Origin of the sequence: Caballeronia catudaia (genome assembly GCF_001544755.2) — a bacterium.
Classification (GTDB): Bacteria; Pseudomonadota; Gammaproteobacteria; order Burkholderiales; family Burkholderiaceae; genus Caballeronia; species Caballeronia catudaia.
Genome location: NZ_FCOF02000001.1, coordinates 430,783 through 443,941, shown reverse-complemented (window position 1 = coordinate 443,941; position 13,159 = coordinate 430,783). Strand labels below are relative to the sequence as shown.

At 63.0% G+C, this 13,159-nt stretch carries 15 protein-coding genes; 10 read left to right on the top strand and 5 right to left on the bottom strand.

The window, feature by feature from the left end:
* The first annotated feature begins 90 nt into the window (after positions 1 to 90).
* Positions 91 to 1,182, top strand: a complete 1,092-nt coding sequence (locus AWB75_RS02160; protein WP_061122405.1) for an AI-2E family transporter — start codon at positions 91 to 93, stop codon at positions 1,180 to 1,182.
* Positions 1,183 to 1,256: 74 nt separating this feature from the next.
* Here the strand turns inward: AWB75_RS02160 and purU are convergent, their stop codons facing one another.
* Genes purU through AWB75_RS02135 form a run of 5 tightly spaced genes read right to left on the bottom strand, consistent with a single transcriptional unit; the run spans position 1,257 to position 6,238 of the window.
* The gene (gene purU / locus AWB75_RS02155) at positions 1,257 to 2,126 is read right to left on the bottom strand and encodes a formyltetrahydrofolate deformylase (protein ID WP_061122404.1); all 870 of its coding nucleotides are present in this window, start codon (positions 2,124 to 2,126) and stop codon (positions 1,257 to 1,259) included.
* A 23-nt stretch (positions 2,127 to 2,149) separates the two neighbouring features.
* Complete coding sequence (locus tag AWB75_RS02150) at positions 2,150 to 2,995, bottom strand: NUDIX hydrolase (protein WP_061122403.1); 846 nt, start codon at positions 2,993 to 2,995, stop codon at positions 2,150 to 2,152.
* A 6-nt stretch (positions 2,996 to 3,001) separates the two neighbouring features.
* The gene (locus AWB75_RS02145; RefSeq protein ID WP_061122402.1) at positions 3,002 to 3,616 is read right to left on the bottom strand and encodes a LysE family translocator; all 615 of its coding nucleotides are present in this window, start codon (positions 3,614 to 3,616) and stop codon (positions 3,002 to 3,004) included.
* 1 nt (position 3,617) lies between these two features.
* On the bottom strand, positions 3,618 to 4,184 hold the full coding sequence (locus tag AWB75_RS02140) for an adenine phosphoribosyltransferase (RefSeq protein WP_061122401.1): 567 nt from the start codon (positions 4,182 to 4,184) through the stop codon (positions 3,618 to 3,620).
* Positions 4,185 to 4,243: 59 nt separating this feature from the next.
* The gene (locus tag AWB75_RS02135) at positions 4,244 to 6,238 is read right to left on the bottom strand and encodes a cation:proton antiporter domain-containing protein (protein ID WP_061122456.1); all 1,995 of its coding nucleotides are present in this window, start codon (positions 6,236 to 6,238) and stop codon (positions 4,244 to 4,246) included.
* Between the two features lie 160 nt (positions 6,239 to 6,398).
* On the opposite strand from AWB75_RS02135, the gene kdsD reads away from it, so the two are divergent.
* The 9 genes from kdsD (at position 6,399) to ptsN (ending at position 13,101) form a co-directional block, all read left to right on the top strand.
* Entirely contained in the window at positions 6,399 to 7,382 is a 984-nt protein-coding gene (kdsD, locus tag AWB75_RS02130; protein WP_061122400.1) for an arabinose 5-phosphate isomerase KdsD, read from the top strand.
* Complete coding sequence (locus tag AWB75_RS02125) at positions 7,382 to 7,921, top strand: KdsC family phosphatase (protein ID WP_061122399.1); 540 nt, start codon at positions 7,382 to 7,384, stop codon at positions 7,919 to 7,921. The genes kdsD and AWB75_RS02125 overlap by 1 nt, the downstream gene beginning before the upstream one ends.
* 4 nt (positions 7,922 to 7,925) lie before the next feature.
* A complete protein-coding gene (lptC, locus tag AWB75_RS02120) occupies positions 7,926 to 8,528 on the top strand; it encodes an LPS export ABC transporter periplasmic protein LptC (protein WP_061122398.1) in 603 nt (200 codons plus the stop codon).
* A gap of 30 nt (positions 8,529 to 8,558) precedes the next feature.
* Positions 8,559 to 9,245, top strand: a complete 687-nt coding sequence (gene lptA / locus AWB75_RS02115) for a lipopolysaccharide transport periplasmic protein LptA (RefSeq protein ID WP_061122397.1) — start codon at positions 8,559 to 8,561, stop codon at positions 9,243 to 9,245.
* 11 nt (positions 9,246 to 9,256) lie between these two features.
* Entirely contained in the window at positions 9,257 to 10,024 is a 768-nt protein-coding gene (gene lptB / locus AWB75_RS02110) for an LPS export ABC transporter ATP-binding protein (protein ID WP_087086448.1), read from the top strand.
* Positions 10,025 to 10,176: 152 nt separating this feature from the next.
* Positions 10,177 to 11,691: an RNA polymerase factor sigma-54 gene (locus AWB75_RS02105; protein WP_061122395.1), complete on the top strand. Its 1,515-nt coding sequence runs from the start codon at positions 10,177 to 10,179 to the stop codon at positions 11,689 to 11,691.
* Positions 11,692 to 11,875: 184 nt separating this feature from the next.
* Positions 11,876 to 12,235 carry a ribosome hibernation-promoting factor, HPF/YfiA family gene (gene hpf / locus AWB75_RS02100; RefSeq protein WP_061122394.1) on the top strand — a complete coding sequence of 120 codons (360 nt, stop codon included), beginning with the start codon at positions 11,876 to 11,878 and terminating at the stop codon, positions 12,233 to 12,235.
* 153 nt (positions 12,236 to 12,388) lie between these two features.
* Positions 12,389 to 12,613 carry a hypothetical protein gene (locus AWB75_RS36870; RefSeq protein WP_143746392.1) on the top strand — a complete coding sequence of 75 codons (225 nt, stop codon included), beginning with the start codon at positions 12,389 to 12,391 and terminating at the stop codon, positions 12,611 to 12,613.
* Positions 12,610 to 13,101 (top strand): PTS IIA-like nitrogen regulatory protein PtsN, encoded by a 492-nt coding sequence (ptsN, locus tag AWB75_RS02095; protein WP_327218088.1) that lies wholly within the window; start codon positions 12,610 to 12,612, stop codon positions 13,099 to 13,101. Before AWB75_RS36870 ends, ptsN begins: the two co-directional genes overlap by 4 nt.
* Positions 13,102 to 13,159 lie beyond the last annotated feature (58 nt).

Here is a 13,159-nt window from a genome sequence, read left to right as displayed (position 1 = left end):
CGTCGGGCGCCGCCAGCCGGACTGTCGAATGCGCCGCGCGCGCCGCGGCACGAATAACCGTCGTATGCAGCAGGGGAAAGGAACGCAGTCATGGCGAAGCGCAACGAAGCGGCCAACGAGGAGGCGCGAGTACGGGACTTGCCCACTCGCCACGTCAGGCTGACGAGCGATATGAGCTCGCCGAAGCTGTCCGCGGTGGAGATCGGCAGCTATCTCCTCGCTCTGCTGGCGCTGTATCTCACGCTCAGGTTGCAACTGCTCGGCGGGATGCTGGCCGGAATGCTCGTGTACCAGCTCACGCACATGATCGCGCCGGTAATCGAGCGCCACGTCGTCAGCAAGGGCGCGCGGCTTATTTCGGTCGGGCTGATTTCCGCGATTATCGTCGGCGGGCTCACGGGCGCCACCGTCGCGACCATCGAGCATTTCGAGCACGATTTCCCGAGCATGCAGAAACTGCTCGATCAGCTGATGAGCATCACGTCGAGCGCGCGCCTTTCCGTGCCGGACTGGGTCGCGAATTACCTGCCCGTCGATTCCATCCAGATGAAGGAAAAAGCCACCGACCTGATGCACAGGCACGCCGAGATGCTTCAGCAAGGCGGCAAGGAGATGGCGCGCGGCTTCGGGCATATCCTCATCGGAATGATCATCGGTGCGATCATTGCCGTCAGTGCGCCGAGGCAGTCGCATCATCGCTTGCCGCTGTCGACCGCGCTCGTCGCCCGCGCGTCGCGCTTCTCGGACGCGTTTCGCCGTATCGTTTTCGCGCAGATCAAGATTTCCGCGATCAACGCCGTTTTCACCGCGCTGTATCTGCTCGTCGCGCTGCCGCTCTTTCACGAAAAGCTGCCGCTATCGAAAACGCTCGTGCTCATCACGTTCATCGTCGGGCTGATGCCAGTGATCGGGAATCTGATTTCCAACACGATCATCGTCGGCATTTCTCTCTCGGTGTCGTTCGGCACGGCGGTCGCGTCGCTCGCGTTTCTTATCCTCATTCACAAGCTGGAGTATTTTCTGAACGCGCGCATTATCGGCGGACAGATCGAAGCGCGTGCGTGGGAACTGCTTCTCGCAATGCTCGCGATGGAAGCCGCGTTCGGCATTCCCGGCGTGATCGCGGCGCCGATCTTTTACGCGTATATCAAGCGAGAGCTGATTTATCTGCGGCTGGTTTGAGCGTCGGCCAAGAGCCAGAAATAACAACGCCCGCTTTCGCGGGCGTTTGCTTGTGCGGCTTCAGAAGGAAAACCTCAACGGAACACGACCGTCTTGTGCCCGTTCAGCAGAATGCGATGCTCCGCATGCCATTTCACCGCGCGCGCGAGCGTCACGCATTCGACATCGCGGCCGATCGCCGTCAGTTGATCCGGCGTCATGTTGTGATCGACGCGCTCCACTTCCTGCTCGATGATCGGACCTTCGTCCAGATCCGACGTCACGTAATGCGCGGTCGCGCCGATCAGCTTCACGCCGCGATCGAACGCCTGATAGTACGGCTTCGCGCCCTTGAAACTCGGCAGGAACGAGTGATGAATGTTGATCGCGCGGCCCGCGAGCTTCTCGCACATGTCCGCCGACAGAATCTGCATGTAGCGCGCGAGCACGACGAGATCGGTGTCATGCTGATCGACGATTTCCAGCACGCGCGCTTCTTGCGCGGCCTTCGCTTCCGGCGTGGCCTTGAGCAGCGGCAGATGATGAAACGGAATATCGTAGCTCGCGGCGAGCTGATAAAAATCCTTGTGATTCGAGATGATCGCCGGAATCTCGATCGGCAACTGGCCGGTGCGGTAGCGGAACAGCAGATCGTTCAGGCAGTGCCCGATCTTCGACACCATGATCACGACGCGTGGCTTCACCGATGCGTCGTGCAGCTCCCAGCGCATGCCGAATTCATCGGCGAGATCGGCGAACGATTTGCGCAGCGCATCGAGACCGGGATCGCCGCCGACTTCCTGAAAATGCACGCGCATGAAGAATTCGCCCGTGCGACTGTCGCCGAACTGCGCGGAGTCGAGGATATTCGCGCCGAGGTTGAACAGGAAGCCCGACACGGCATGCACGATTCCCGGGCGGTCCGGGCACGACAACTTCAGGTAGAAACTATGTTCGGTCGACATGACCTGTCCTCGTTCGGTTCTTTTTAAGTTTGCGGCGGCTCGAAAAGCGCGGCGATGCCTTCGCACGCGTCCTCATCGATCCACTGATGGCGCAGCATGCAATCGAGCGTTGCCAGGCTGGCGTCGACGGTGAGCGCGCCCTCCTCGATCCAGCGCGCGACATCCTCGATGCGCGCGAGACGGTGCTCGCCGACTTCGCCATCCTGATTGCGCGGCGCGAAATCGGGCGGCAGGGACACGTCATAGACGAAGATCTGTTCGGCCTGCGTGCCTTCGGGAAGCGACTGCAGCACGTGAAACGTGCCGCCGGGCGTCGCCGTGGACGCGAGCTCGGCGCTCATGCCGGCCTCTTCCCAGCACTCCTTCACCAGTGTCGGCATGAGCGCGAAGCCCCAGCCGATGCCGCCCGCCACGACGTTGTCGAGCATGCCGGGATCGGTCGCCTTCGTGTCGCTGCGGCGCGCGATCCACAACTGCGGCGCCTTATCTCGATATTTTACGATGCCGTTCAGATGCACCGCGTGGGTCATCGTGCCGAAAAAGCGCGAGGCCGCGCGCTCGATGAACGCGAGCGGCGGCGCGTCGAAGCGATTACGGATCGCGTAGGTTTCGTCGCGCCAGCCGGGGATCTTGCCTTCGGCGTGGAGCGTGGCGATCACTTCGCGGAGCGCTTCGGTGCGCGCTTCGACGGTGTCCAGCGACGGATTCAGACGCACGCTTTCATCGTCGATCGAAAAGATCGAAGGCCAGCGCCGGAGTGCGTCGACATCGGAACGGCGAATCCAGCCGACGCGCTCATCGGCGATGAAGAACGGCGCATGCGCGGCAAAGTGGAAGCGGCGCGCGGCGATGATGGCGGGCAGCGTCATGACGAATCAGTCGCGCAGCGCGACGCGAATGCCAAGCGCGATGAACGTCACGCCCGCGAGCCGGTCGAGCCACACGCCCAAGCGCGGACGGCGCTTCAGCCACACGCCGATGATCCCCGCGCCGATGCCGAACAGCGAAAACACGACGACCGTCTGCAGCATGAACAGGCCGCCGAGTTCGAACATCTGCAACATGACGCTTTGCGCGCCGTGCGGATCGACGAACTGCGGCAGGAACACGATGAAGAACAGCGTGACTTTCGGGTTCAGCATGTTGCCGATCACGCTCTGGCGGAACACGGTCGTAAGCGGCTGGCTCGGGCGCGCGTGCGCGGTCGCCAGGCCGTGGCTACGCAGCGCCTTGATGCCGATCCACACGAGATACGCCGCGCCCGCGAGCTTCACGGCCTGAAACGCGAGCGGCGAAGACTTCAGCAGCGCAGCGATGCCGAGCGCCGCGAGCGTCGTATGAAAGATCACGCCGAACGCGAAGCCGCACGCCGCGACGACGCCCGCCAGCCGCCCTTGAGAGATGCCGCGCGCGAGCACTTGCAGGTTGTCGGGACCGGGCGCGACCGTGATCGCGACCGATGCGGCGAGAAAGAGCAGGAAATTCGGCATATCAATGTCCACCAAATTCGCACACGGTATAGAGCGGCACGCCGTTGTCGCGCAGCAGCTTCGAGCCGCCGAGATCCGGCAGATCGATGATCGCCGCCGCTTCGACCACTTGCGCGCCGAGCCGCTCCAGCAGGATCTTGCCGGCCATCATCGTGCCGCCGGTCGCGACCAGATCGTCGACGATCACCACGCGATCGCCCGCCTTGCACGCATCCTCGTGGATCTCGACGGTCGCGCTGCCATATTCCAGGTCGTAGGACTGCGAGAGTGTCCTGTAGGGCAGCTTCCCCTTCTTGCGGATCGGCACGAAACCGAGGCTCAGTTCATACGCGAGAATCGGCCCGATGATGAAACCGCGCGCATCCATGCCGGCGATCACGTCGACGTCCTCGTCGATATAACGCTGCACGAACAGGTCGATCAGCATGCGCAGCGCGCGGCGATCTTGCAGGATCGTCGTGATGTCGCGAAACCGCACGCCAGGCTGCGGCCAGTTTTCGACGGTGCGCACGCGCTCCTTTATGAAACGGGCGGCGTCGAGCTGAACGTTCGAAGGGGTAAGGGACATGACTTCTCCGGAGTCCGCGCCCTGAGGCCGCGCGTTCGCCTTGGTGACAAAAGAGGAAATTATGCCGCCCGGCGGTTGCGCGAGAGCCGTTCCTCGGCGAGCGCCAACACTTCGGGCAGGCCGCGTAGCACGACGATATCGTTCGCGCGCAGCTTGGTGTCGGGGTCCGGTGCGACGCCCCGGATGCCGTGGCGCCGGATCGCGGTCACCTCTACACCATTGCCGACGAGCCCGAGATCGTCGAGCGAATGGCCGACGGCTTCGGAATTTGCGTCGATCGGTACGGATTGTAGCCGCACCTGCTCGTGGCCATCGTCGTCGTCGGCGTCGTCCGCGCCGTGGAAATAGCCGCGCAGGAGGCTGTAGCGCGCATCGCGCATCTCTTCGACACGCCGCACCACGCGGCGCATGGGCACGCCCATCAGCACCAGCGTGTGCGATGCGAGCATCAGACTGCCTTCGACGATTTCCGGAATCACTTCCGTCGCGCCCGCCGCGGTGAGCTTTTCGAGATCGGCGTCGTCGACGGTGCGCACGATCACGGGCAAAGTCGGCGCGAGTTCGTGGATGTTGTGCAGCACGCGCATCGCGGATGGCGTGTTCGCATACGTGATCGCGACCGTCGCCGCGCGATGCAGGCCCGCCGCGAGCAGCGATTCGCGCCGCCCGGCATCGCCGAACACCACCGATTCGCCCGCCGCCGCCGCTGCCGCCACGCGATCCGGGTCGAGGTCGAGCGCGACGTAGGAAATGCCTTCCTGCTCCAGCATGCGCGCGAGATTCTGCCCGGCGCGGCCGTAGCCGCAAATGATCACGTGGCCGCTCTGCTTTAGGCTTTGCGTCGCGATCTTCGTCATTTGCAGCGATTGCAGCATCCATTCGGTCGACGACAGCCGCAGCACGATCCGGTCCGCGTTCTGAATGATGAACGGCGCGGCGAGCATCGAAAGCAGCATCGCGGAGAGAATCGCCTGAAGGACCGTCGAATTGACCAGATGCGAATCCAGAATCAGATTCAGCAGCACGAAGCCGAATTCGCCCGCCTGCGCGAGGCCGAGACCGGTGCGCATCGCGACGCCCGGCGTCGCGCCGAAGAGCCGCGCGAGACCGGTGATCATCACGGCCTTGAGCAGAATCGGGACGACGAAAAAGCCGAGCACCAGAAACGGATGCTCCCAGATCACGCGCGGATTCAGCAGCATGCCGGTCGTCACGAAAAAGAGGCCGAGCAGCACGTCGCGAAACGGCTTGATGTCCTCTTCCACCTGATGCCGGTACGGCGTTTCGGCGATCAGCATGCCCGCGATGAACGCGCCGAGCGCGAGCGACAAGCCGAACTTGTCGGTAATGAACGCCGCGCCCAGCGTCACCAGCAACAGGTTCAGCATGAACAGTTCTTGCGAACGGCGGCGCGCGACCAGATCGAACCAGCGCGTCATGAATTTCTGACCGACGAACAGCAGAACCGTCAACGCGACGACGATCTTCACGGCCGCGATGCCGAGCCACATCGCGAGTTGCGACGAATTGCCGTTCGCGAACGCCGCGATGATGATGAGCAGCGGCACGACGGCGAGATCCTGGAACAGCAGCACGCCGAAGATGTTGCGGCCGTGCTCCGATTCGAGCTCCAGCCGTTCCGCGAGCAGCTTGCTGACGATGGCCGTCGACGACATCGACATGGCGCCGCCGAGCGCGAAACTCGCCTGCCACGACATCTCCGTCCACATGCTCGCGATCCAGCCGAACAGCATCGCGAGCCCGATGGTCGCCGCGACCTGGCTCGCGCCGAGCCCGAACACGATGCGCCGCATCGAGCGCAGCTTGGACAGCGAGAACTCAAGCCCGATGGAGAACATCAGGAAAACGACGCCGAATTCGGCGAGATGCTGCGCGCGGTCCGCGTCCGGCGCGATGCCGGCAGCGTGCGGACCCACGATGATGCCGACCGCCAGATAGCCGAGCATCGGCGGCAGATTGAAATAGCGGAATACGACGACGCCTGCCACGGAGCAGAGCAGCAGCAACAGCGTCATTTCGAGCGGAGAAGTCATCCGTCTAGCGTCCTCGTTCGTCAGTTTTCCGAGGCGCTTGCTCGCGCGCTCCGGCATCTCGAAAACGGCCCCTGACGACGGGGCTTGCGGGGGGCGGATAGGCGGCGGCGCGCGGAGCCCCACGGGGGCGGCTCGGAAACGCCTTTGCTATACTCCGCGAATGATAGCGAAAATCAATGGCGACCGGGCGCTGGCGCTGGCTCGCAACGTAATCCAGATCGAAGCCGACGCCGTTCGCGGGCTTTCAGAACTACTCGACGAAAACTTCACGAACGCGGTCGAAACGCTGCTCGGCTGCCGTGGCCGCGTGGTGGTGTCGGGCATCGGAAAGTCGGGCCATGTCGCGCGCAAGTTCGCAGCGACGCTCGCGAGCACGGGCACGCCCGCGTTCTTCGTGCATCCGGCCGAAGCAAGCCACGGCGACCTCGGCATGGTCACCGCCGACGACATTTTCATCGCGCTGTCCAACTCGGGCGAAACCGAAGAGCTCGTCGCCATTTTGCCGCTCATCAAGCGGCTCGGGGCAAAGCTTATCGCTATCACCGGCCGTCCCGAATCGAGTCTCGCGCAACTGGCGGACATGCACCTGAACGCGCGCGTCGAAAAGGAAGCATGCCCGATGAATCTCGCGCCCACGGCCAGCACGACCGCCGCGATGGCGCTGGGCGACGCGCTCGCCGTCGCCGTGCTCGACGCACGCGGCTTCGGCCCCGACGACTTCGCGCGCTCGCATCCCGGCGGCGCGCTCGGCCGGCGCCTGCTGACCTATGTGCGCGACGTGATGCGCGTGGGCGACGAAGTGCCGGTCGTGTCGCTGAACGCGACCGTTTCGGACGCGCTCTTCCAGATCACCGACAAACGCATGGGCATGACGGCTGTCATCGACGAAAGTCGCCGCGTCCACGGCATTTTCACGGACGGCGACCTGCGCCGCATCTTACAGCGCGATGGCGATTTCCGCGCACTGAAGATCGGCGAAGTCATGACGCGTAATCCGCGCACGATCGCGCCGGACCATCTAGCGGTCGAAGCCGTGGAACTGATGGAGCGCCATCGCATCAATCAGATGCTGGTCGTGGACGCCGATGCCACTTTGATTGGCGCACTGAACATGCACGACCTCTTCTCCAAGAAGGTAATCTGATGGCCCAAAAGCCTCCCACCGCCGCCGAACGCGCGAGCCGGCTCAAGCTGATGGTGTTCGACGTCGACGGCGTTTTCACCGACGGCAGCCTCTACTTCGGCGCCGAGGGCGATTCGATGAAGTCGTTCAATTCGCTCGACGGCCACGGCGTGAAGATGCTGCAGTCCGTCGGCGTGCAGACGGCGATCATCACGGGGCGGCAGTCCGGCATCGTCGCGGCGCGGGCGCGCGAACTCGGTATCACGCATCTGTATCAGGGCGTCGAGGATAAAACCGTCGCGCTCGCCGAACTGCTGCAAGCGACCGGCATCGCCGCCGATGAGTGCGGCTACATGGGCGACGACTGGCCCGACCTCGCGGTGATGCGCCGCTGCGCCTTCGCGGCCGCGCCCGCGAACGCGCACCCCGAAGTGATCCAGCGCGTGCACTGGGTCGCGGAAGCGCGCGGTGGCCACGGCGCGGTGCGCGAAGTCTGCGACGCGATCCTGCGCGCGCAGCATCGCTACGACGCGCTGCTCGCCGCAGCGCTCGGAGGCTGAGCGCATGCACCGTCCCGGCCGCCTCTCCTCGCTCCTGCCGCTCCTCGCGATGGCGGCGCTTGCGGGCATCACCTACTGGCTTTTGCAGGCCACGCTACCGCCGGCCCAGCAGGCGCCGGCGCCCGAGAAGCGCCACACGCCCGATTACTTCGCGAACAACTTTTCCGTTTCGGAGCTCGACGCCACCGGTTCGACGCAATATCGTCTGACGGCGAAGTCGATGGTGCATTACGAAGACGACGAAATCAGCGACCTGACGCTGCCCGCGCTCCGCATGTTCCAGCCGCAAAAGCCGACCGTCACGGCGACGGCGCTGCGCGGCGCGGTCAACGGCGACGTTTCCATTGTCGATCTCTACGACGACGCACGCATCCTGCGCGCGCCCGGTTACGGCGATCCGCAGATGCAGGCAGATTCCCAGCATTTTCGCGTGCTGGTCAACGACGATGTCATCGAAACGGAAAAACCGGTTAGACTTCAGCGCGGCCCGTCCGTGATGACAGCCGCTGGCATGAACTACAACAACGTGACCCGGGTAATGAAGCTATTCGGTAACGTGCGCGGCGCGATCGCCGCCACGGATATCAACGGCGGCTCGTCCAAATAATCCCGGCACTCCCATCCGAATTTTGACTGCATGAACGAAAGGTACCTTCGTCCCGATGGCGGCCATGCGTGCGCAACGCCCGCGCGCCGCGCCACGCACGCCGCGCGGGCCGGGCTCGCTGCTGCGCTCGCCATCTCCGCCGCGTTCGTCGCGCTGCCCGCGCACGCCGAGAAGGCCGACCGCGACAAGCCGCTCAACATCGAAGCGGACAACATGTCCTACGACGACCTCAACCAGAAGAACATCTTCACGGGTCATGTCGTCGCGACCAAGGGCACGATCATCATCAAGGCGGATCGCGTGGAAGTCACGCAGGATCCGCAGGGCTATCAGTACGCGACGGGCACGTCGACCGGCAATAATCTCTCGTACTTCCGCCAGAAGCGTGACGGCGTGGACGAGTACATCGACGGCAACGCAGTGCGCATCGACTACGACGGCAAGAACGACTTCACCAAGCTCACGACGCGCGCCGTCGTGCGCCGCCTGCAAGGCCAGACGAAGGTGCAGGACGAAGTGCACGGCAGCGTGATCACCTACGACGGCCAGAAGGATTTCTATACGGCGACCGCGGGCAAGGACCAGGCCGGTCCCGGCAATCCAGGCGGCCGTGTGCGCGCGATGCTCGCGCCGCGTTCGGGCGGCGCCGCGCCGCTGAACGGATCGCCCGCCACGCTTTCTCCGTCGAACACCATTCAAGGACAGCCGCAGCAGTGAATTCGCCCGCCATGCCCCACCGCAAGCCGGAAGGCGAGTCGAGTTCGCTCGTCGTCCGCAATCTGAAGAAGCGTTACGGGTCGCGCACCGTGGTGAAAGACGTGTCGCTCGACGTGAAGAGCGGCGAAGTGGTCGGACTGCTCGGGCCCAACGGCGCGGGCAAGACCACGTCGTTCTATATGATCGTCGGCCTCGTGCCGCTCGATGCCGGCGAGATCGACCTCGACGGCAAATCGATCAGCCTTCTGCCGATCCACCAGCGCGCGCATCTCGGCTTGTCGTATCTGCCGCAGGAAGCGTCGGTGTTCCGCAAGCTCACTGTCGAACAGAACATCCGCGCGGTGCTGGAACTGCAAACGGACCAAGCGGGAAAACGCCTGTCCAAAGACGCCATAACCCAGCGCGCAGAAGCCTTGCTCGACGAATTGCAGATCGCGCATCTGCGCGAGAATCCGGCGTTGTCGCTGTCGGGCGGCGAGCGCCGTCGAGTGGAAATCGCACGCGCGCTCGCAACCAATCCGAGCTTCATCCTGCTCGACGAGCCGTTTGCGGGCGTCGACCCAATCGCCGTGCTGGAAATTCAGAAAATCGTGAAGTTTCTGAAGCAGCGCAACATCGGCGTCTTGATCACCGACCATAACGTGCGCGAGACGCTCGGTATCTGCGATCATGCGTACATCATCAGCGACGGCTCCGTGCTCGCGGCCGGCGCGCCGGGCGAGATCATCGAGAACGAGAGCGTACGGCGCGTCTATCTCGGCGAGCATTTCCGGATGTGACCGCTCGACGGCGCGGCGCGCATAGTGCGCGCCGCACCAGTCCGCAACCAGCAAAACTTGCGTGCCGCCCTTCCCGGGCGGCACGGCTTTTTTCGAATCCCCGCGAGGTTTCGCGCGCGTGGCAAACTCTCTACAATGATTAAAACTTTGCCATGAAAGCCAGCCTCCAACTCCGCCTCTCGCAGCATCTTGCGCTGACCCCGCAACTGCAGCAGTCGATCCGGCTGCTGCAGTTGTCTACGCTCGAACTGCAGCAGGAAGTCGCGATGGCGGTCGCGCAGAATCCGCTCCTCGAGAACGACGACGACTGGATCTCGAGCCCGCTGCGCGTCGCCGCAGACGGCTCGCTGATCGCATCGCCGGCGGCGCAGAGCGCGCCCTCCGAGCCGATGATGAGCAACGGCTCCACGTCCTCCACGTCGAGTTCCGAGCGTACGGAAAGCGAGCCGCAGGGCGTGGACGAGTACAACGGGCTGGGGTCGGACAGCGGCCAGGATTCCAGCTCATGGAATCTCGAAGACTACGGTCGCGCGAACAACGCCTCCGACGACGACGATCTCCCGCCGCTGCAAATCCACGAATCGACCACGACGCTGCGCGACCATCTGACCGCGCAGTTGCGCATGACCGCCGCGAATCAGCGGGATCGCGCGCTCGTCATTTTCCTGATCGAATCGCTGGACGAGGACGGCTATCTGACGTCATCGCTCGATGAGGTTCAGACCGATCTGCCGGAAGAGCTCGAAGTAGACATCGACGAACTGAGCGCGGCACTCGCGTTGCTTCAGAGCTTCGATCCGCCCGGCGTCGGCGGACGCTCGGCATCGGAATGCCTCAAGCTGCAGTTGCTGCGGCTCGACGGCTCACCCACGCGCACGCTGGCGCTCGAGATCGTCACGAATCATCTGGAATTGCTCGCGGCGCGCGATTTCACGCGTTTGCGCAAACAGTTGAAGGCCGGCGACGACGCCCTGCGGGACGCGCATTTGCTGATCAAGTCGCTGGAGCCGTTTCCGGGCGCGGCATATGGCAAGAGCGAAGCGGACTACGTGGTGCCGGACATCCTCGTCAGAAAGTCCGCGAGCGGATGGACCGCCGAGCTTAATCCCGAGATCGTGCCGAAGCTGCGCATTAACCATTTGTACGCGAACATCCTGCGCAACAATCGCGGCGATCCCGGCAGCGGCTCACTGCGTCAACAATTGCAGGAAGCACGCTGGCTCATCAAGAATATTCAGCAGAGGTTTGAGACGATTTTGCGCGTCGCGCAAGCAATCGTGGAGCGTCAGAAGAACTTCTTTGCACATGGCGAAATCGCCATGCGGCCCTTGGTTTTGCGGGAGATTGCTGATACGCTGGGATTACACGAGTCGACAGTTTCACGTGTGACCACAGGCAAGTACATGCTCACCCCATTCGGGACGCTTGAATTTAAGTACTTCTTTGGATCGCACGTTTCGACCGACACAGGAGGCGCGGCATCGTCCACGGCGATTCGCGCACTCATCAAGCAACTGATAGGAGCGGAAGACACCAAAACTCCTCTTTCAGACAGCCGCATCGCCGAACTGCTGGCGGAACAAGGATTCGTGGTCGCGCGGCGCACCGTCGCCAAGTACCGCGAAGCCCTCAGGATCCCGGCAGTGAATCTGCGCAAGTCTCTATGACCCGTCTCTGTAGTCCATCGCGTGTTGCGGTGGGCGTTTACCGGCCGCATTGCGAAAGCGCGGACGTGCCGGCCGATGCACCCCGTTTTTCAGTCGCGCCAGCACGACGCGCTGACGGGAGGCACAGCCGACCGGTATCGGACGAGCCGACGTGATCTCACGGCCACTAGCTTGGAGAGCAACTATGAATCTGAAGATCAGCGGACACCACCTCGAATTGACGCCTGCGTTGCGCGAGTACGTGATCACGAAGCTGGAACGGGTGCTCCGTCACTTCGATCAAGTTATCGACGGCAACGTTGTCCTCTCGGTCGACAATCATAGGGAAAAGGAAAAGAGGCAGAAGGCAGAAATCAACCTGCATCTCAAGGGCAAGGACATTTTTATCGAGAGTTGTGACGCTGATATGTACGCGGCGATCGACCTGATGGTCGACAAGCTGGACCGGCAAGTCATCAAGCACAAGGACAAGATTCAGGGCCACGCTCACGAATCAGTGAAGTACCGCGGCGAACCGCACGAAGTGGAAGCGCCGTCGCCCTGAGCACTCGGCTCGCGTGCTCGCAACCTGACCGACGGATGACAGCGATGCCCCGCCGCCACAAACGGCGGGCACGATTCCAGGAAATCCTCGACCATCCGAAAACGGTTCACACAGGCACGCGCCCAACCGAAGCCGCCCCGACTGGCGGCTTTTTTGTTGGATTTTGGCCGTAGCAAGGTACAAGCCATTGATTTTCAGGGCTTTGTGCTGCACATTGGATCGAAAATGGTGCAATGGCGCGGCGCACCATCGGACTTTGCGCTGTTCTATAATGGTCCGGTTAATTTCGGTTATGACACGCACGCTGCAGGAAAAACGCCGCCAGCGCATTTTCGTTTCACCATCGCCGTGAGCGCTTTCAGACAGCGGCCACGATGAGGAGCTATCAGGCCACGCATCTGCCTGCCAACATGAATCGTTTAGCCAAATTCCTTCCCATCGAGAACGTGGTTCTCGGACTGCCCGTTACCAGCAAGAAACGCGTATTCGAGCAAGCGGGCCTGATTTTTGAGAACCAGAACGGCATCGCTCGCAGCACCGTCACTGACAATCTCTTCGCTCGTGAGCGCCTCGGCTCGACCGGCCTCGGCGAGGGCGTCGCCATTCCGCACGGCCGTATCAAGGGGCTGAAGCAACCGGTCGCCGCGTTCGTGCGCCTCGCCGAACCGGTCGCGTTCGAATCGCCCGACGGCCAGCCGGTCTCCCTGTTGATCTTCCTGCTCGTGCCCGAACAGGCGACGCAACAGCATCTGGAAATTCTCTCGGAGATCGCGCAACTGCTCTCCGACAGCGAGGCGCGCGAGCGTCTGCACAAGGAAGAAAATCGTGATGCGCTTTATCAAGTGCTCACGCAATGGCAACCGTGATAGCCACTCCAACATAGCGACTCGCGATCGAGGTTCACGCCGGCACCCGGCGCGCCTC

Bases quoted from the DNA above. Each gene is read 5' to 3' on its own strand.
- AWB75_RS02140 (WP_061122401.1), bottom strand. From the start codon at position 4,184: ATGTCCCTTACCCCTTCGAACGTTCAGCTCGACGCCGCCCGTTTCATA.
- AWB75_RS02125 (WP_061122399.1), top strand. From the start codon at position 7,382: ATGGCCCAAAAGCCTCCCACCGCCGCCGAACGCGCGAGCCGGCTCAAG.
- hpf (WP_061122394.1), top strand. From the start codon at position 11,876: ATGAATCTGAAGATCAGCGGACACCACCTCGAATTGACGCCTGCGTTG.
- lptB (WP_087086448.1), top strand. From the start codon at position 9,257: ATGCCCCACCGCAAGCCGGAAGGCGAGTCGAGTTCGCTCGTCGTCCGC.
- kdsD (WP_061122400.1), top strand. From the start codon at position 6,399: ATGATAGCGAAAATCAATGGCGACCGGGCGCTGGCGCTGGCTCGCAAC.
- AWB75_RS02135 (WP_061122456.1), bottom strand. From the start codon at position 6,238: ATGACTTCTCCGCTCGAAATGACGCTGTTGCTGCTGCTCTGCTCCGTG.
- purU (WP_061122404.1), bottom strand. From the start codon at position 2,126: ATGTCGACCGAACATAGTTTCTACCTGAAGTTGTCGTGCCCGGACCGC.
- lptA (WP_061122397.1), top strand. From the start codon at position 8,559: ATGAACGAAAGGTACCTTCGTCCCGATGGCGGCCATGCGTGCGCAACG.
- lptC (WP_061122398.1), top strand. From the start codon at position 7,926: ATGCACCGTCCCGGCCGCCTCTCCTCGCTCCTGCCGCTCCTCGCGATG.
- AWB75_RS02145 (WP_061122402.1), bottom strand. From the start codon at position 3,616: ATGCCGAATTTCCTGCTCTTTCTCGCCGCATCGGTCGCGATCACGGTC.
- AWB75_RS02150 (WP_061122403.1), bottom strand. From the start codon at position 2,995: ATGACGCTGCCCGCCATCATCGCCGCGCGCCGCTTCCACTTTGCCGCG.
- ptsN (WP_327218088.1), top strand. From the start codon at position 12,610: ATGAGGAGCTATCAGGCCACGCATCTGCCTGCCAACATGAATCGTTTA.
- AWB75_RS02105 (WP_061122395.1), top strand. From the start codon at position 10,177: ATGAAAGCCAGCCTCCAACTCCGCCTCTCGCAGCATCTTGCGCTGACC.
- AWB75_RS02160 (WP_061122405.1), top strand. From the start codon at position 91: ATGGCGAAGCGCAACGAAGCGGCCAACGAGGAGGCGCGAGTACGGGAC.